The 17,524-nt window shown below is 59.3% G+C and carries 13 protein-coding genes and 1 pseudogene; 7 read left to right on the forward strand and 7 right to left on the reverse strand.

Annotation, left to right across the window (positions count from 1 at the left end; genetic code table 11):
• Together PG879_RS19645 and PG879_RS19650 are read right to left on the reverse strand one after the other, a co-directional pair.
• On the reverse strand, nucleotides 1–1,135 hold a 1,135-nt coding region (locus PG879_RS19645; protein ID WP_270830594.1), incomplete at its 3' end, for a site-specific integrase.
• Between the two features lie 164 nt (nucleotides 1,136–1,299).
• Nucleotides 1,300–1,869 carry a single-stranded DNA-binding protein gene (locus tag PG879_RS19650; protein WP_010674212.1) on the reverse strand — a complete coding sequence of 190 codons (570 nt, stop codon included), beginning with the start codon at nucleotides 1,867–1,869 and terminating at the stop codon, nucleotides 1,300–1,302.
• A 517-nt stretch (nucleotides 1,870–2,386) separates the two neighbouring features.
• Here PG879_RS19650 and PG879_RS19655 point away from each other — a divergent pair.
• Nucleotides 2,387–3,025: a LuxR C-terminal-related transcriptional regulator gene (locus PG879_RS19655; protein ID WP_010674213.1), complete on the forward strand. Its 639-nt coding sequence runs from the start codon at nucleotides 2,387–2,389 to the stop codon at nucleotides 3,023–3,025.
• A 93-nt stretch (nucleotides 3,026–3,118) separates the two neighbouring features.
• A complete protein-coding gene (gene uvrA, locus PG879_RS19660; protein WP_270830595.1) occupies nucleotides 3,119–5,947 on the forward strand; it encodes an excinuclease ABC subunit UvrA in 2,829 nt (942 codons plus the stop codon).
• 116 nt (nucleotides 5,948–6,063) lie between these two features.
• On the opposite strand, the gene PG879_RS19665 is transcribed toward uvrA, so the two are convergent.
• A complete protein-coding gene (locus PG879_RS19665) occupies nucleotides 6,064–6,189 on the reverse strand; it encodes a hypothetical protein (protein ID WP_010674215.1) in 126 nt (41 codons plus the stop codon).
• 325 nt (nucleotides 6,190–6,514) lie between these two features.
• Between PG879_RS19665 and PG879_RS19670 the strand changes: the two genes are divergently transcribed.
• The 3 genes from PG879_RS19670 to PG879_RS19680 all read left to right on the forward strand — a co-directional run bounded on the left by PG879_RS19670 (nucleotide 6,515) and on the right by PG879_RS19680 (nucleotide 10,774).
• Nucleotides 6,515–7,126 carry an OmpW family outer membrane protein gene (locus PG879_RS19670; RefSeq protein ID WP_010674216.1) on the forward strand — a complete coding sequence of 204 codons (612 nt, stop codon included), beginning with the start codon at nucleotides 6,515–6,517 and terminating at the stop codon, nucleotides 7,124–7,126.
• A gap of 196 nt (nucleotides 7,127–7,322) precedes the next feature.
• Nucleotides 7,323–9,302: a methyl-accepting chemotaxis protein gene (locus PG879_RS19675; protein ID WP_221366084.1), complete on the forward strand. Its 1,980-nt coding sequence runs from the start codon at nucleotides 7,323–7,325 to the stop codon at nucleotides 9,300–9,302.
• 8 nt (nucleotides 9,303–9,310) lie between these two features.
• The gene (locus PG879_RS19680; RefSeq protein ID WP_270830596.1) at nucleotides 9,311–10,774 is read left to right on the forward strand and encodes an extracellular solute-binding protein; all 1,464 of its coding nucleotides are present in this window, start codon (nucleotides 9,311–9,313) and stop codon (nucleotides 10,772–10,774) included.
• A 60-nt stretch (nucleotides 10,775–10,834) separates the two neighbouring features.
• On the opposite strand, the gene PG879_RS19685 is transcribed toward PG879_RS19680, so the two are convergent.
• Nucleotides 10,835–11,626 carry a GNAT family N-acetyltransferase gene (locus PG879_RS19685; RefSeq protein WP_134997601.1) on the reverse strand — a complete coding sequence of 264 codons (792 nt, stop codon included), beginning with the start codon at nucleotides 11,624–11,626 and terminating at the stop codon, nucleotides 10,835–10,837.
• Between the two features lie 327 nt (nucleotides 11,627–11,953).
• On the opposite strand from PG879_RS19685, the gene metF reads away from it, so the two are divergent.
• Entirely contained in the window at nucleotides 11,954–12,850 is an 897-nt protein-coding gene (gene metF, locus PG879_RS19690; protein WP_010674220.1) for a methylenetetrahydrofolate reductase, read from the forward strand.
• 63 nt (nucleotides 12,851–12,913) lie between these two features.
• Here metF and PG879_RS19695 read toward each other — a convergent pair.
• Both PG879_RS19695 and PG879_RS19700 read right to left on the reverse strand, forming a co-directional pair.
• Nucleotides 12,914–13,978 (reverse strand): annotated as a pseudogene (locus PG879_RS19695) (DUF3103 family protein).
• A 147-nt stretch (nucleotides 13,979–14,125) separates the two neighbouring features.
• The gene (locus PG879_RS19700) at nucleotides 14,126–15,277 is read right to left on the reverse strand and encodes a benzoate/H(+) symporter BenE family transporter (protein WP_039040111.1); all 1,152 of its coding nucleotides are present in this window, start codon (nucleotides 15,275–15,277) and stop codon (nucleotides 14,126–14,128) included.
• A gap of 113 nt (nucleotides 15,278–15,390) precedes the next feature.
• Here PG879_RS19700 and PG879_RS19705 point away from each other — a divergent pair, with 113 nt between their 5' ends.
• Nucleotides 15,391–15,963 carry a helix-turn-helix domain-containing protein gene (locus PG879_RS19705; protein ID WP_042015843.1) on the forward strand — a complete coding sequence of 191 codons (573 nt, stop codon included), beginning with the start codon at nucleotides 15,391–15,393 and terminating at the stop codon, nucleotides 15,961–15,963.
• On the opposite strand, the gene PG879_RS19710 is transcribed toward PG879_RS19705, so the two are convergent.
• On the reverse strand, nucleotides 15,964–17,160 hold the full coding sequence (locus PG879_RS19710; protein ID WP_266142371.1) for an NnrS family protein: 1,197 nt from the start codon (nucleotides 17,158–17,160) through the stop codon (nucleotides 15,964–15,966).
• Between the last annotated feature and the right edge of the window lie 364 nt (nucleotides 17,161–17,524).

Here is a 17,524-nt window from a genome sequence, read left to right on the forward strand (position 1 = left end):
AAGATCGGCTCAAACTGAAAAAATGAAATGACTGAGTCAGCCGAGAAGAATTTCCCCGCTTATTCGCACCTTCCCTAAAATAATGTGGGTGGATCGATTTGAACCGCTCATCCACAGATTTCATTGTTGGCACGATGATACTGTCAAATGTGCTGGTCGATATTGGCTGTCCTTGAGTTTTCCCCTTCCTATGTGTAACAAACAAGTATGGATGCTTGTTCGCGTTCGGAGTCTTTGCCCGTATGTTTATGATGTAGTCATCAATGAGTGCCGCAGTTTCATCTCTAATTCGCAACATTCTTTCTTTCGTCTTTGCTACAGGCTGATTTTTGCGAGGATCATATATGTCATCATGGTGGCGTTTTACCCATATGAATTTTTGGGGGCCGTGAAGCATTAGAAAGTTCGATTCAATAGATAGTGAGAGTAACTCACCTCTTCGTATGCCTAGTTCTTTTAAAAGTAAAAACATAAGATGATTTCGCTTTTTTGTCGAAGCGTGTTTGAACGGATTTTTTGGGTGGTCAAATTGTGCCACAGCCATAAATTCCTCAATTAATCCATCTGGCAAGTCTTTACCATCTAGTTTATCTAAAACATTCTTACCTTTGCCTTTAGGGCGAACAGCAAGTATGCGCTTATTCATACTGTTAATTTCTGTGAGCAGTTTAGTGCTATTACAGTTCTGTACAGCTACTCTAGCAATGAAATCTAAATAACTTGCAATAGCTGTCACACGATTGTAAATGTTATTACGTCCCACTGTGGGGGTGACACTGATTAGTCTTGGGGTGTTAAATAAATCAATGACCTTATCTCTGGTTTTTTTGCTTTTAGCTAAGCCTTTGAAATGAGAAATATCATGACTGAGATGTTCTCTGATGTTGTCAATGTCAGTGTCGCTAAGAAACTTACCTTTCTGAAACTCAGAGAACAGGTCTCTGTGTTTATTTTCTTCCCATTGAAGAAACCACTTTAATGCACCTAGGCGATTTGAAATGGTATTCACCGACAAGCTGCTACGAAGTTTTGTTGTCACCCAGAGGGTTGCAAGAAAATGAGGCATACCATCATTGCCCATTAAGACTGGATAACGTTCACCATTTGCAAAAATCAATCTATCTAGCTTGTACACTGTGCATCCTAATCTTACATTTTCCTCATACATAAAGTTATAGTGCTGAAAATCGCGATGGCAAGTGAAATGCAAAAATAAAAAAACCCAGCATTTCTGCTGGGTTGCTTTGCACTCAAGATGGTGAAAGTGATTTATTCTTACACTTTCATCTTTTACAAGATCTAGAACGGAATATCGTCGTCGAAATCCATCGGCGGTTCGTTGTAGACCGGCGGGGCGGATTGCGGCTGCTGGGCCGGACGGCCGTAACCGCCTTGCGGTTGCATGTTCTGCTGCGGGGCAGCAGGACGTTGCATGTTCTGTTGCGGTGCAGCCTGTTGCGGCTGGCCCCAGTTGCCCTGGGATGACTGGCCGCCCATGCCCTGGCCACCGCCCTGCGGACGGCCACCCAGCATCTGCATCACACCGGTGAAGCTGTCGACCAGCACCTCGGTGGTGTAGCGCTCCTGGCCGCTCTGATCCTGCCATTTGCGGGTCTGGAGCTTGCCTTCCACATAGACCTGGGAGCCCTTCTTCAGGTACTCGCCGGCCACTTCGGCCAGCTTGCCCATGAAGACGACACGGTGCCATTCGGTGCGCTCTTTCTGCTCACCGGTCTGCTTGTCGCGCCAGGTATCGGAGGTGGCCAGGGTGATGTTAGTCACGGCACCGCCGCTCGGCATGTAGCGCACTTCCGGGTCTTGCCCCAGGTTACCGATCAGAATGACTTTGTTGATGCCTCGACTGGCCATAATCTCTCTTCCACCCTTATGTATACCGGCCAGGCCAGATGCCTGGGCCCATTCAATAATGTGTTTGTTTGCAACGAGATGCGCGCCCTGGCTGGGTGTCATCTCTCTTCAGTGTCCTGGCTGCGCCGGAGCTTGCCGGCAGAGGCGTCATGGATCGGCCGCAGCGTTTGGCCGCCATAGTACCAGTTGGCGGGCATGAGCGCACATCTTCCCTGCCACTGTGGCGTCAATGGATCGCCACAGCCTGAGTAACTTACCCGAGGTCAGGTGTCACCAGCAAGGGGAGGCGGCTGGGGCAGGCTGCGTGAAGAGGGCGGAGCTGTTATGGTGCGCACCGGCACTACTTGACCCCCCAAATGGGGGGGGCGTGCTAGCCAATTGTATTGGCTGGAAAATTGCTGGGCTTCAAAGGAGCCACCGATGCGTCTAATACTTTTTTAATGCTGCAGCCAGGAGGGGGATTGGTACTCTTCCTTGCCAAAAAGCCCCGACTCGAATGTGCAAGGAAGTTCTCTTGATGACGCCCGACTCCCTCCTGGTGCTGATCACCGAAAATAACGCACAAGCCTCCCGTTTCCAGCGTCACCTCAGTGAAGAGCTTGGTCTGCCCATCTTGCTGGTGGGGGAGCTGAATGACCTGCCAGACGTTGCAGAGGGCGCCCCCAAAACCTTGCTGCTGATCGATCTGGACTACCTCAAGTCGACCCAGCAGGAGCTGTGGAGCAATGCCATCTGCCAGCGCTTTGGCGAGGCCAGTGCCGTGTTGCTCAATGCCCCGACCAGCACCAACAAAGAGCTGCTGCTGATGTGGCCCCATACCAGCGGGCTCTTCTTTCGTCAGGACACGCTGGACAGGCTGGTCTTCGGCATCCGCAAGGTGTTGCAGGGGGAGTACTGGATCCCGCGCCACCTGCTGTGCGACCTGGTGGACTACTACCGCAAGGGGAGCGGGCAACCTCAGCGTCAGCAGACGCTGCTGACCGCCCGCGAGCAGGAGATCGTGCGTCACCTGATGACGGGGGCCTCCAACACCGAGATCGCCGACAGCCTGTTCGTGAGTGAACACACCGTCAAATCCCATCTCTACAACGTCTTCAAGAAGCTGAACGTCAAGAACCGGTTGCAGGCGGTGAGCTGGGCCAAGGAGTATCTCTGAGGAAGGGGGCACGGAAGGAAAGACTGTCTATTCATCCAGTAGTCTCTATGCCATACTGGCCCGCTCTGGTTCCCGTATCGAGCGCGCAACAAGATGGAAAAAATCGTGATCCGGGGTGCCCGCACCCACAACCTCAAGAACATCAACCTGATCCTGCCACGTGACAAGCTGATCGTGGTCACCGGCCTGTCCGGTTCGGGCAAATCCTCCCTGGCGTTCGATACCCTCTATGCCGAGGGGCAGCGCCGCTATGTGGAGTCGCTCTCCGCCTATGCCCGCCAGTTCCTCTCCCTGATGGAGAAGCCGGACGTGGACCACATCGAGGGGCTGTCGCCTGCCATCTCCATCGAGCAGAAGTCCACCTCCCACAACCCGCGCTCGACCGTCGGCACCATCACTGAGATTTACGACTACCTGCGGCTGCTGTTCGCCCGGGTCGGGGAGCCACGCTGCCCGACCCACGCCATTCCGCTCGCGGCCCAGACCATCAGCCAGATGGTGGATCAGGTGCTGGCCCAGCCCGAAGGCGCCAAGCTGATGCTGCTGGCCCCCGTGGTGCGCAACCGCAAGGGGGAGCACACCAAGCTGCTGGAGAACCTGGCGGCCCAGGGTTACATCCGCGCCCGCATCGACGGCGAAGTGTGCGATTTGTCGGATCCTCCCGCCCTGGAGCTGCACAAGAAGCACACCATCGAGGTGGTGGTGGATCGCTTCAAGGTGCGCGATGACCTGGCCCTGCGCCTGGCCGAATCGTTCGAAACGGCGCTGGCTCTCTCCGGCGGCATCGTGCTGGTGGTGCCGATGGACGGGGAGGAGGGGGTTGCCCCCATGACCTTCTCCGCCAACTTCGCCTGCCCCGAGTGCGGTTACTCCATGTCGGAGCTGGAGCCCCGGATCTTCTCCTTCAACAACCCGGCGGGGGCCTGTCCCACCTGTGACGGTCTCGGGGTGCAGCAGTATTTCGATCCCGCCAAGCTCATCCATGATCCGGGCCAGAGCCTGGCTGGCGGCGCCATCCGTGGTTGGGACAAGCGCAGCTTCTACTACTTCCAGATGCTCAAATCCCTGGCCGATCACTACAAGTTCGACCTGGAGACCCCCTGGGAGGATCTGCCGCTCAAGACCCAGGAGGTGATCCTGCGCGGTTCCGGGCGCACCGAGATCGAGTTCCGCTACATGAATGACCGCGGCGACGTGGTGGTGCGCAAGCACCCGTTCGAGGGGATCCTGCACAACATGGAGCGCCGCTACCGGGAGACCGAATCCAACGCGGTGCGGGAAGAGCTGGCCAAATACATCGCCAACAAGTCCTGTACCAGTTGCGGTGGCAGCCGACTGCGGGAAGAAGCCCGCCACGTCTTCGTGGACAATCGCAACCTGCCTGCCATCGCCGAGCAGTCCATCGGCGATGCCCTGGCCTTCTTCGAAGGGTTGAACCTGTCCGGTCAGCGTGCCCAGATAGCGGACAAGATCCTCAAGGAGATCGTCGAGCGGCTCGGCTTCCTGGTGAACGTCGGCCTCAACTATCTGAGCCTGTCGCGCAGTGCAGAGACCCTCTCCGGTGGCGAGGCGCAGCGGATCCGGCTGGCCAGCCAGATCGGGGCTGGCCTGGTGGGGGTCATGTACGTGCTGGACGAGCCCTCCATCGGTCTGCATCAGCGTGACAACGAGCGGCTGCTCAAGACCCTGACTCACCTGCGTGATCTCGGCAACACCGTGATCGTGGTGGAGCACGATGAGGATGCCATTCGCCTCGCCGACCATGTGCTCGACATCGGCCCGGGGGCCGGCGTGCACGGCGGTGCCATCGTCGCCCAGGGGACGCCGGAGGAGATCATCGCGAACCCCGAGTCCCTGACCGGTGACTACCTCTCCGGGCGCAAGCAGATCGCCATCCCGGCCGAGCGCACCCCGCTCACTGGCAAGTGGCTGAAATTGAAAGGGGCGAGCGGCAACAACCTGCGCAACGTCAACCTGGATCTGCCCATCGGAGTGATGACCTGCGTCACCGGCGTCTCCGGTTCCGGCAAGTCGACCCTGATCAACGATACCCTGTTCCGCATCGCCCACCGCGAGCTGAACAAGGCCACCGAGTCCACGCCTGCGCCCTATCGCAGCGTCGAGGGGCTGGAGCATCTGGACAAGGTGGTGGATATCGACCAGAGCCCCATCGGCCGCACCCCGCGCTCCAACCCGGCCACCTACACCGGCCTGTTCACCCCGATCCGCGAGCTGCTCTCCGGCACCCAGGAGGCGCGTTCCCGTGGCTACCAGCCGGGCCGCTTCTCCTTCAATGTGAAGGGGGGACGCTGCGAGGCGTGCCAGGGGGACGGGGTCATCAAGGTGGAGATGCACTTCCTGCCGGACGTCTACGTGCCGTGCGACGTCTGCAAGGGCAAGCGCTACAACCGCGAGACCCTGGAGGTGAAGTACAAGGGCAAGAACATCCACGAAATCCTCGAGATGACGGTGGAAGATGCCCGTGCCTTCTTCGATCCTGTGCCGGCGGTGGCGCGCAAGCTGCAGACCCTGATGGACGTGGGCCTCTCCTACATCCGGCTCGGTCAGTCCGCTACCACGCTCTCTGGCGGCGAGGCGCAGCGGGTCAAGCTGGCGCGGGAGCTCTCCAAGCGGGACACCGGCCAGACCCTCTATATTCTGGATGAGCCGACCACGGGGTTGCACTTCCACGATATCCAGCAGTTGCTCAAGGTGCTGCACCAGCTGCGGGATCGGGGCAACACCATCGTCATCATCGAGCACAACCTGGACGTCATCAAAACCGCGGACTGGATCGTTGATCTGGGCCCGGAAGGGGGCGCTGGTGGTGGCCGTATTCTGGTGACGGGTACGCCTGAGGAGATGAGCCGTTGCAAGGAGTCCCACACGGCGCGCTTCCTCGCTCCTCTACTGGAGAAATAAGCGTCACTCGAGAAAAAGGGGCCAGGGCCCCTTTTTTGTTGGCCGGTGGGCGAGGTGCGCCGGTCTGGCGCCCGGCCAGGGATGAGAGGGAGAAAAGAGGGACTCGTCCGGCAGACTCAGTGTGTCAGCATCAGGAAGGCGAGGGCGAACAGGAAACCCAGCAGAATGAAGAGGAAGGAACCTATCCCCCAGATGGCGGCAAGAATGCCGAGAATTTTGTCTTTGCGTGTCTGTGGTTTCATAAAATTCAAATTACAGCGTGGTTACATCGCCTTAATAAAATACGCCCCGGGGCATAATTAAACAACAATTGAAAGGTGATATGAAGGTGTTTAAGGTGTATTTAATTGGTATTTTACATTTCATGATGATGCGGTAATTTAAGGCATCATCATGTATTTGAATGACTTTTTATTTTCATCTGCGGTTTGATTGTCCAATCAAAGCTGCCGTGTACATCTATCTATTTCTTGATAACTATTGAGCTAAATCAATAACCGGCCATTCACATCCTTTTATAGTTTTCGGGCTTGCAACATAGAAAGAAAACAAAAAAGGAATAATGTGATGAAAAAGATCCTTCCTCTGTTAATCGCAGCCGCTTTTGCTTCCCCCGTCGCCATGGCACATCAGGCCGGTGACATCCTGGTCCGTGGTGGCCTGGCGTTCGTCTCTCCCCAGACCAGCAGTGACAACGTGCTGGGGACGGGCGAGCTGGAGATCGACAGCAACATGCAGCTTGGCCTGACCCTCTCCTACATGTTGACGGACAACTGGGGTGTCGAGCTGCTGGCCGCGACCCCCTTCTCCCACTCGGTGTCGACTGCCGGCCTGGGTGAGGTCGCCAAGGTCAAACACCTGCCGCCGACCCTGATGGCGCAGTACTACTTCGGTGATGCCAACAGCAAGGTGCGCCCCTATGTGGGTGCCGGTATCAACTACACCACCTTCTTCGACGAGGAAGGGCGCGGTGCCCTGGCCGGGACGGATGTGAGCGTGGACTCCTCCTGGGGGATGGCGGGTCAGGTGGGCCTGGACATGGCGATCAATGACCGCTGGTTCGTCAACGCCTCCGCCTGGCTCATCGACATCGATACCGATGTGCATACCGCCGTGGGCACCATCAACACCTCCATCGATCCGGTGGCCTTCATGTTCGGCGTCGGTTACCGCTTCTGATGACAAACGTGGCCGGTGCACGGCCATGACAACAAGCATGTCTCTTTGGCCCGGCTCTGTTCGGGCCCTTTTCTGCCTGCCATGTCACGCCAACTGTGATCTGGCCCGCCATCGCGTCACGAACCGCTATTCCATTGCATCCCGCTGCCGATAACCTCGGCATTCACCCCTTTCCCCAACGAGTGAGGATGCCTCCATGGGTTTATCTATTGTGCAGCGGATCATCGCCGGCTTCGTGCTGATGCTGTTGTTGCTGGTTCTGCTCGGCTTCATCAGTATCTTGAAGATCCGGGGGATCAACGAGGGGCTCTCCCAGGTTTCTGATCGTGCCACCCCCCTGGTGATCGCGGTCGCCGGGCTCAAGGGCGCACTGCAGGACAGCAACCGCTGGGTGCTCACCTACAGAACCAGCGAGGAGGCGGCCCAGTTGCCGCAACTGGCCAGCCAGTTCAAGGCGCAGCAGGAGCGTTTCCTGGCCCAGAGCAAGGAGATGGCCCGGTTTGACGGGGTGGCCGAGGCGAGCGAGCGGTTCCGCCAGGTCGACGGGGCGACCCGCGAGTTCTACGGGTTGGCGGATCAGGTGCTGACCCAGCACGGTCAGTGGGTGGCCGCACTCGATCGGCGCCATGAACTGGAGCTGGCGTTCATCCGGCTGGAAGATACCTACCAGTGGGCCGCCGACCTGTTGTTGCAGCAGACTGCGAGCAAACGCTCCATGCGCAACAAGGCCGAACTCATCACCTCCGGCATTGCCCGGGATCTGAAAAACATCCGCCGGGCCGATGCCAAGACCGATCTCAATGAATTGGAGAAGGTGCTCGGCAAGGATATCGAGATGGCACGCAAACGGCTCGAACGGGTGCAGGTGCCCGATGACGTGAGGCAGCGTTTCATCGTCAACCTCGATCGGATGCAGGAGCTGGCCCTCGGCCCGAAAGGGTTGCTGGCGACCATGCGCAATGGCCAGCAACTGGCGGCCTCGCTGCAGTCCCTGAACCAGCAACTCGACACCAGTCTGGTCAACAGCCTGGCGCTGCTGGACGAGATGGCCAAATCGGCGGGCAGCATTGCCAGCGCGAGCCGGGTCGGGGCGGATGACGCCGTCAGCAGCGCCAGCGCCTGGATCCTGATCGTGTCTGCCATCTCCGCGACCGCCGCGCTCCTCATCGGTTACACCACGGCCCGCAGCATCCAGCGTCCGCTGCAACTCATCGATCGGGAGCTGGATCGCATGGCCACGGGTGACATGACCCGGCGCATCGACTACCAGAGCCGCTGCGAGTTTGGCAGCCTGACCCGCTCCATCAATACCCTGGCAGACAAGACCGGCGAGCTGCTCGCCCAGATCAATGCCGGCTCGCGCCATCTGGTGGACGAGGCGAGCCGCGCCGCCGAGATCAGCGAGCGGGCCATGTCACGGGTGCAGGATCAGAAGAGCCAGACCGATCAGGTGGCTGCCGCCATCACCGAGCTGGAGGTGAGTGCGACCGAGGTGGCGCGCTCCACTGACGGCACGAAGCGCGAGGTGGACCTGGCGGACGAAGAGGCCCGCGCCGGACGCAAACAGGTGGCGACTACGCGCCAGATCACCGAACAACTGGCGGGTGCCATGGAAGAGGCGGTCGGCATCACCCACAAGCTGGGGGAATTCAGCGACAACATCGGCAGCATCCTCGACGTGATCCGCAGCATCGCCGAGCAGACCAACCTGCTGGCGCTGAACGCGGCCATCGAGGCGGCCCGGGCGGGGGACGCCGGTCGCGGCTTCGCGGTGGTGGCGGACGAGGTGCGGGCACTGGCGAACCGGACCCAGACCTCGACCGAGGAGATCCAGGCCATGATCGAGAACCTGCAAAGTTCCAGCAAGCACGTGGTGGCCGTGATGGCACGCAGCCAGGAGCAGACCCAGGATTGCGTGGCCCAGACCCGGGTGATGGACGAAGCACTGCAATCCATTGCCGAGCGGATGAGCGCCATCAAGGCGATGGCGGATCAGGTGGCTCATGCCGCCCAGGAACAGATCTCCGTGAGTCAGGGGGTTGCCCGTCATGTCGCCGGCATTGCGGATGTGGCTTACGAGACCGAGCGGGAGGCGCGGGAATCGGCCAGCAGCAGTGAGGTGCTGGCGGATCTGGTCGCCAAGCAGCAGCAATTGATCGCCCATTTCAAGGTGTAGGAGGACTTATGGCTAACAAATGGATCGGGGCCCTGAGTCTCCTGTTGTGTGGCCAGCTGATGGCCAGCGAGCTGGTGATAGAGAGCTGGCGCATAGATGACAAGGCCTTGTGGGAACAGAAGATCATTCCTGCATTCGAGGCCGCCCACCCGGGTATTCAGGTGAAATTCAACGGGGTGCAGAACGTCGAGTACATGCCGACCCTCTGGGCCAGCCTCAAGGCGGGCAAGGCGGGGGATCTCATCACCTGCCGCCCGTTTGACGATTCCCTGGCCCTGTTCAAGGCGGGCCATCTGGTGGAGCTGAGCGAGATGGCGGGGATGGAGAACTTCCCGAGCTTTGCCCAATCCCCCTGGCAGACCGACAGTGGCGCCCAGACTTTCTGCGTACCCATGGCATCGGTGATTCACGGCTTCTTCTACAACAAGAAGATTTTCAGTGAGCTGGGGCTGACGGTTCCCCAGACCCGCGAGGCATTCTTCGCGGCCCTGGACAAGGTGAAGGCGGATGGTCGCTATGTTCCCCTCGCCGTGAGTGGCTCGGAGAGCTGGGTTGCCTCCGAGCTCGGTTTCCAGAACATAGGCCCCAACTACTGGAAGGGGGAGGATGGTCGATCGGCGTTGATCGGGGGCCAGGAGCGCTTCAACAACCCGCAATACGTCAAGGTGTTCGAGGAGCTGGCCCGCTGGCGTGACTACCTGGGGGAGGGGGGCGAGAGCCGCGACTACGCCACCACCAACGAGCTGTTCACCTCGGGCAAGGCTGCCTTCTATGCGGCGGGATCCTGGGAGATTGCCCCCTTCACCGGCAAGGTGGACTTCGGTGTCATGCGCCCGCCCGTGGCAAAGCAGGGGGATGGCTGTTTCTTCACCGATCACACCGATATCGGTATGGGGATGAATCCGGCCAGCAAGAACAAGGAGGCCGCCATGACCTTCCTGCAGTGGCTGACCACTCCCCAGTTTGCCGAGCTCTATACCAACTCGCTGCCCGGCTTCTTCTCGCTCTCCAACCACTTCTTTGAAGCCACCAATCCGGCGGCCAGAGAGATGATGGAGTGGCGGGATCAGTGCGATTCCACCATCCGGGTTGCCACCCAGATCCTCTCCCGCGGCACTCCCAAGCTCGGGGATGAACTGGCCGAGGTGAGCCAGCAGGTATTGCTGGGAACCGTGGCACCCAAGGCGGCGGCCGATCGCCTGGAACAGGGGTTGAAAGGGTGGTATGCCCCCCATCAGGGCAACCAGGGCAAGGGACAGGAGTGTCAGTGTGAGGCGAGCGTGCCTGCCGTCCCTGTGTCGGGTGCCATCGGGACCGAACCTGCTGCACCTGTGGTGCCGGATGGACAAGCGCCTTCCGGAGCAAGCGCGACCCAGCCTCCGTCAGTACCGGTGTCCGGAGCCGTCGCTCCAGCGCCTCCTGCCGAAGTGGAGGAGGCGCTCGCCAGCGAACTGGAGGGGGCACAGCCCTGATGGTTCACCATGAAGAACGGGAGGCCTTGGCCTCCCGTTCTTCATCTGCGTGATGACCTGTCATTCCCGTGGCAAGCGGCACAGGCTGCCAATACGGGCCACCGGCACGAAACCCAGAGTGCGATAGACCCGCTGGGCGTGATAGTGCTCGTCTGCCACTATGATGAGCGAACTGGCCCGTGCCAGTCCTTGGCGTGCGACCTGGCTCAGCAACAGACGACAGAGCCCCCGGTTTCGCCACTCTGCGTGCGTGCGCACCAGTTGAAAGCGTCCCAGGGTGCCGGTGAAGAAGAGTCCGCAGCTGGCAACCAGTTGATCCTGGTGCCATAACCCCCACCACTGTCCGAGCCCGTCATCGATCATGGCCTGATAGAGCTGGCGGCGTGACAAGAGATAGGGAAGATAGCGCTCCTCCGAATGGGCGGGATCCCGCTCTGCCAGCTCGAAGGCGAGCCACTGATCCCAGTCTGCCGCGGTGAACGGGCGAGCCGGGGCCATGTCGCTGCCGGTGGGGGCTTGCCACTCCATTGCACCCAGCGCCAGTACCACGCACTCCATGTATTGGTACCCCGCCGCCACGAACCCGGCGACCCGGCTGTTCTGGCCTGCGGCGAGGGGCCACTGGAAGGTGCGGTGGCGGATACGGGGATCCCAGCCAATCAGCCTGTCGAAACTGGCCTCGAGCCAGCCCTTGTCACGATCGCTTGGGGGGGTGGGCAGCAGCAGGTAGTTGCCGAAGTAGTAGTCTGGAGAGCCCGGGGTGCGCACGGTCCAGAACGCATCATGATCCGTCACCTCGCCCTGATAGCGATCGAACAGCAGATCGGTGGCAAAACCGGGGTGATCTTCCATGATGGGGCTCCTGCAAACGCTTGAATTGCTTATCGGCAGGCGGGGAAAGAAGTTAAAAAAAGGCCGGGAAACCCGGCCAAACAATCACACGCAGATTCAGAACGTCCAGGACGATCCGCCCGCATCATAGCGTGCCTGACAGCATTTTGGGATGGGGTCGCTCATTACTTAGGTTGAATTGCAAAATAAAAAAATCGGCAATCCCCCTTGTCGCTGACAAATCGGTATTGACTTTGATCCGTTTTCTCATAAAGATAGAAAGACGTTTAGACGTCCAAACATCCGTTTTGGCGTGAAGGAATGGGTTGCAGGACAGGGAGAGAGCAGATGGGATTTCACAGCGCGCGTCAGGTTGAGGCACTCAACCAGAGTTTGGCGGATCTGGGTGGCGACATATCGGTCAGTTTCGAGTTTTTCCCGCCCAACAGCGAAGGGATGGAGAACACCCTCTGGCAGTCCATCGAGCGCCTGCAGGTGCTGGAGCCCAAATTCGTCTCTGTGACCTATGGCGCCAACTCGGGCACCCGTGACCGCACTCACAAGGTGATCAAGGACATCAAGGAGCGCACCGGCCTCATCGCCGCCCCGCACCTGACCTGTATCGACGCCAGCCGTGACGAGCTGCGCACCATTGCCCGTGACTACTGGAACAGCGGCATTCGCCACATCGTGGCCCTGCGCGGAGACTTGCCCCCCGGCCTCGACAAGCCTGACATGTATGCCACCGACCTGGTTGCCCTGCTCAAGTCCGAAGCCGATTTCGACATCTCGGTCGCCGCCTATCCGGAAGGCCACCCCGAGGCTCGCAGTGCGCAATCCGACCTGCTCAACCTCAAGCGCAAGATAGATGCCGGTGCCAACCGGGCCATTACCCAGTTCTTCTTCGATGTGGAGACCTATCTGCGTTTTCGGGATCGCTGCGCCGCCATCGGTATCGATGCGGAGATCGTGCCGGGGATACTGCCGGTCTCCAACTACCAGACCCTGGCCAAGTTTGCCGGTTTCACCAACGTGAAGATCCCGCGCTGGATGCACCAGCGTTTCGAAGGGCTGGAAAACGATCAGATGACGCGCAACATGGTGGGAGCCAGCATTGCCATCGACCAGGTGCGTGTGCTGAGTCAGGAAGGGGTGAAGGATTTCCACTTCTATACCCTGAACCGCTCAGAGCTGACCTACGCCATCTGTCACACACTGGGTGTGAGGCCGAAAGGTCAGGCCTGATCCGCGGCTCTGATACAGAAAAGCCAATGAGTCTACTCATTGGCTTTTTGTTTTGAGCGACAGTCAGGGCCGGGTTGGCTGGATCTCCCTGGGTTCGAGATCGATGACTGCATTGCCGGCGGCACCGGGATACTGGTGATAGCTCTGGTCCTGCTCCAGGGTATAGAAGGTGTCGAGGTAGTCGTCGTTGTTGGTCATTCAGGAGTCCGGGAGTGCCTTGACGATACGACCGCCGAGGTCGAGGAAGGGCAGGGCCTCAGGTACGCCGCCCGCAGTGAAGCCGAGTTTGAGTGCGTCAATCAGGAGGGCGCTCAGCTCCTTGTAATTGACGTTGTCATCCTGCTCCATCATGACCACGTCGACGGCTCCCCAGCGGTAGCGATCCCAATAGACCAGGATCTGGTTGGGGGTGTAGTCGGTGTTGTCGTAGTCGAGATAGGGCATGTCGACGATATCCACCACGGGCTCGTCCCTGCCAGGATTGACCCCGGCCACGACGGCATAGACCTCGGCGGCGCCCAGCAGCCAGGGCTCCTGATCATCGTTGAGCCTGATCTTCTTGAGAATGCTGGTCTTGAGGGGCGTGGTGTTGCTGGTGGCACGGGGCGTCACCTGCATGTCGGCGGCAGCCAGCGCCTTTCGCATCACCTTCAGGCCGGCATTCTTGGCTTTGACCGGATCGGCCTCCACCACCAGTACCGGCCGCGCCGGCGGCTGGTTCACATCGAGATAGATCGGGCTGCCGGCGCTGTCGAACGCCTCGATGGCGCTCCAGCTCTTTTCGTCACCACTTGGTATGTAGGCAACCAGTGGCTCAACCCCTTGTTGCAGTGCATCCGCCTGATCCGGATTGGCCAGCCGCAGTTGCATCAGTTCCCTGACCTCCCTATCCAGCCCTTGCCGACGGATGGCCGCCTGGTTGGCATCCCGAGCCTGGCGCTTCAGGCGCGGGCTGGCCTTTTGCAGCAGGTTGGGCAGTGGACTCTGGTATTCCTGATTGTTCAGGAGCGGCAGCAGGTTCTTCTGCTGCAGCGCGAGCTGGCGTGCCAGCTCCCGATCGGTGTCGGCAGCCTGGGTCGTGGTGGCGCCCAGCAGTGCCAGTAACAAAATGACAGCCTGATTCCTCATCTTCGTTCTCCAGTATTGAGTCTGACAACGGCGCTTGTCGGGAAGGATCTGCGCCGTTTTGTCACTAGAAAGGAATAAGGTTCATATGTGAACGCTCTTCTCAGGATTATGTGCTGCGTCTCACTGGAGTCTCCCCAGATGGTCAGGTCAGGCGCGGAGCCGGTTGACTTGATGCAATGTCACTCCGATCAGCAATCCCCAGCAGGCAGACCCGACCCCGAGCAGGGTGATCCCCGAGGCAGTCACGAGGAAAGTCAGTAGCGCGGCTTCCCGCTCCTCGTCCTGCTGCAAGGCGCTGTGCAAGCTGCTGCCTATGGTGCCGAGCAGCGCCAGCCCGGCCACGCAGGTGACCAGCACCGCAGGGAATGCGCTGAACAGGGCAACCACGGTGGCACCGAAACAGCCTGTGAGCAGGTAGAAACATCCAGCCCACACGGCAGCAGGCCAGCGTCGAGTGACATCGTGATCCACTTCCTTGCCCATGCAGATGGCGGCAGTGATGGCGGCCAGGTTGAAGGCATAGCCGCCAAACGGTGCCAGCAGCACGCCGATGAATCCGGTCCAGCCAATCAGGGAAGAAGTGGCCGGTTGATAGCCGTGGGCGCGCAGGATGGCAATGCCCGGCATGTTTTGCGAGGTCATGGTAACGAGAAAGAGCGGGAGTGCGATGCCGAGCAGGGCGTCGATGGAAAAGGCTGGCGAGATCCAGACCGGGGTGGAAAGTTGCCAGTGAACCTCGTTGAGTTGCAGCTCGCCCCTCAGGGTGCAGAGCAGCATGCCGGCAGCCAGGACCAGCACCATGGTGTAGCGGGGCCAGAGGTGGCGACCCAGCAAGAAAGCCAGTAGCAAGGTGCCAAGCAGCAAAGGATCTTGCGGTGCCACCTTGAAGAGATCCAGCCCGAACCTGAGCAAGACTCCGGCCAGCATGGCGGCCGCCAGGGGGGCGGGAATGTGACGCATCAGCCTGTCGAACCAGCCGCTGATACCGCAGAGGGTGATCAGCAGTGAAGAGATGATGAAGGCGCCGATGGCCTCCGCCAGACTGAAGTTCCCCAGGCTGGTGATGAGCAGGGCGGCACCCGGGGTAGACCAGGCCGTCAAGACAGGCATCCGGTAATAGAGGGAGAGGCCGATGCAGCTGACCCCCATGCCGATACCCAGTGTCCATAACCAGGAAGAGACCTGGGCTGCATCGGCACCGGCGGCCGTGGCGGCCTGGATGATCAAGACGACAGAACTCGTGTAACCCACCAATACGGCGATGAGTCCCGCGACCATGTGGGGGAGGGCTAGGGGCATGGGAAACTTCCTTGTGGATGCTGATAGCTTGTGCGCTATTGCGTACAATGTGGTTTTGACTATAACGCTGTGCGTTATGGCGCACAATATGGCTCAAAGAAATCGGAGAACAGATGCAGGAGATGAGTCGCTATCTGGCCCAGCGATTGAAAGGGCTGCGCACTGAAAGAGGATGGAGCCTGGATATGGCCGCCCGTGAAACGGGGGTGAGCAAGGCCATGCTGGGACAGATCGAGCGAGGTGAATCCAGTCCGACGGTGGCAACATTGTGGAAGATTGCCACCGGTTTTCGGGTCTCTTTCTCCAGTTTCATTGAGCCGACACCAGCGGCGCAGGGAGAGACGGTATACCGTATTGCCGATGATATTCGACAGCAGCCGGCGGGAGAGGGGATGCAGGTTGCCCCGCTTTTCCCCTATGAGGCCCGCTTTGGTTTCGAGTTGTTCGAACTGACCCTGCTACCTGGCTACCAGCGGGAGTCAGAACCCCATGAACCCGGGGTGACCGAACATGTCATCGTCATCAGCGGTGTGATGGAGGTGCTGGTGGACGGGGCGTGGCGTTCCCTCGATCAGGGTGAGGCCGTCCGGTTTGCAGCGGATCGTCCCCATGGCTATCGCAATCTTGGGGTCGCTCCCGCCATCTTCCACAATCTGATCCACTATCCGGCCATGGCCACGCGATGACTAGCCGGGGCGGCCATCCGCTCTGGGACTGGTCAGTATGGGGGTATAGACCCAGACAAAGAGACCGTAGGCGGCAACCCAGCTCCATCCGCTGAGGTTCCATCCCGTGAGGGTGAGGTCTGGCCAAAAGAGGGGGAGCAAGACCCGCAACAGTGCGGACAGGATGACCAGTGCAAATGCCGCCGTGATCCTGCGTCCTATCTGCAGGGCTCTGCCACTGTGTCCGAGGGATACACGGGCTATCATCCCGAGGATCATGGCCCCCATGCTGCCCGCGCTGAACAGATGGCTGGCCAGTGACAAGGCAATCGGCCAGCCAGCCGTGCGTGCCGCCAGGGCGGTCAGCCCCAGTGGGATAAAGAGGTAGGCCAGGTGAAGCGACCACAGCAGGGGTTGGGCCACCGTGATGCCGGGTCGCCAGCGCAGCTGCCTGTAGAGGTGAGCCCCTGCCGCCACTATATATAGAGGGAACATCTGAATTCCGATGACCCACTGGGTCGGGAGTACTAACCAGAGCAGCAGGATGAGCCACAGAGACGCGAGGGCAATGCGCTCCAGCCACGGCAGTGGTAATGCTTTTTCCGTCTCAGTGGCTCTGGCGGTAAAAAAGGGAATGACACGTCCTCCCATGACGGCAATCAGGGTCGTGAAGAGGAGCACGGTTGCAAGCAGGATATGTTCCACCAATGGCCATTCGGCATGCCACCGCCAGCAAGCGGTATTGAGCAGGGTCAAAACGAGAAGCAGGGGAACAAAAAAGAGATTGCGCCACTGGCGCGTCACTATGATGGGTCTGGCGAGAAACCACGTACAGAGGGGCAACCAGGCCAGGTCCATGACCATCAGAGTGACATTGCTTTCTCCAAACCAGGGGAGCAGGCCTCTCGGGATGGCCCACAATCCCACGACCAGTGCCAGCGGCCAACCGCGTACACCTGGGTGAGCGGTCCAGTTCTGGACGGCGGTAAGCAGAAAACCCGCCACTATGGCGGCACCAAAGCCGAACAGCATTTCATGTGCATGCCACCAGATGGGGTTGCTAATCCCGGGCAGAGCGAACCAGCCGTTGAGTTGCCCCAGCCAGCCCAGCATCGCCAAAGCCGAGAACAAGGCGCCGAACAGGAAGAAAGGCCGAAACCCGAGGCGGAACAGAGGAACGATTCTCTCCTCTTTGCGGCTATCCAGGATCTGGTGCATGAATGAAACCTTAATTGGACATTTGAAAAGCCAATTATAAAGTGGCTTTTCAAATGTTCAATTTAAATCCAATGACAGCCCGAAATGGTGGTGATGCGAACGAAATAGAACCGCTTTGCTGTATATCTGAGCGAACGGTTCTTTTCGGTGAAAAAGCCCTTGTCATCACGGCGCGGCTCCCTATAATGCGCCCCTACCAGCACGGCGGACCACGCCGAACTGATGAGCCAGCTTCCTAGCGAAGTGGGCGCCGAAAGAAAAGCGAAAACAACCGCTTGACTTTCGAGGTGAGGAGCGTAAGATGCGCCTCCTCAACGCGATAAGCGTGACGCTCTTTAACAATTTGAATCAAGCAATCTGTGTG

The organism is Aeromonas sp. QDB63 (assembly GCF_027707425.1).
In the GTDB taxonomy this organism is placed as follows: Bacteria; Pseudomonadota; Gammaproteobacteria; order Enterobacterales; family Aeromonadaceae; genus Aeromonas; species Aeromonas caviae.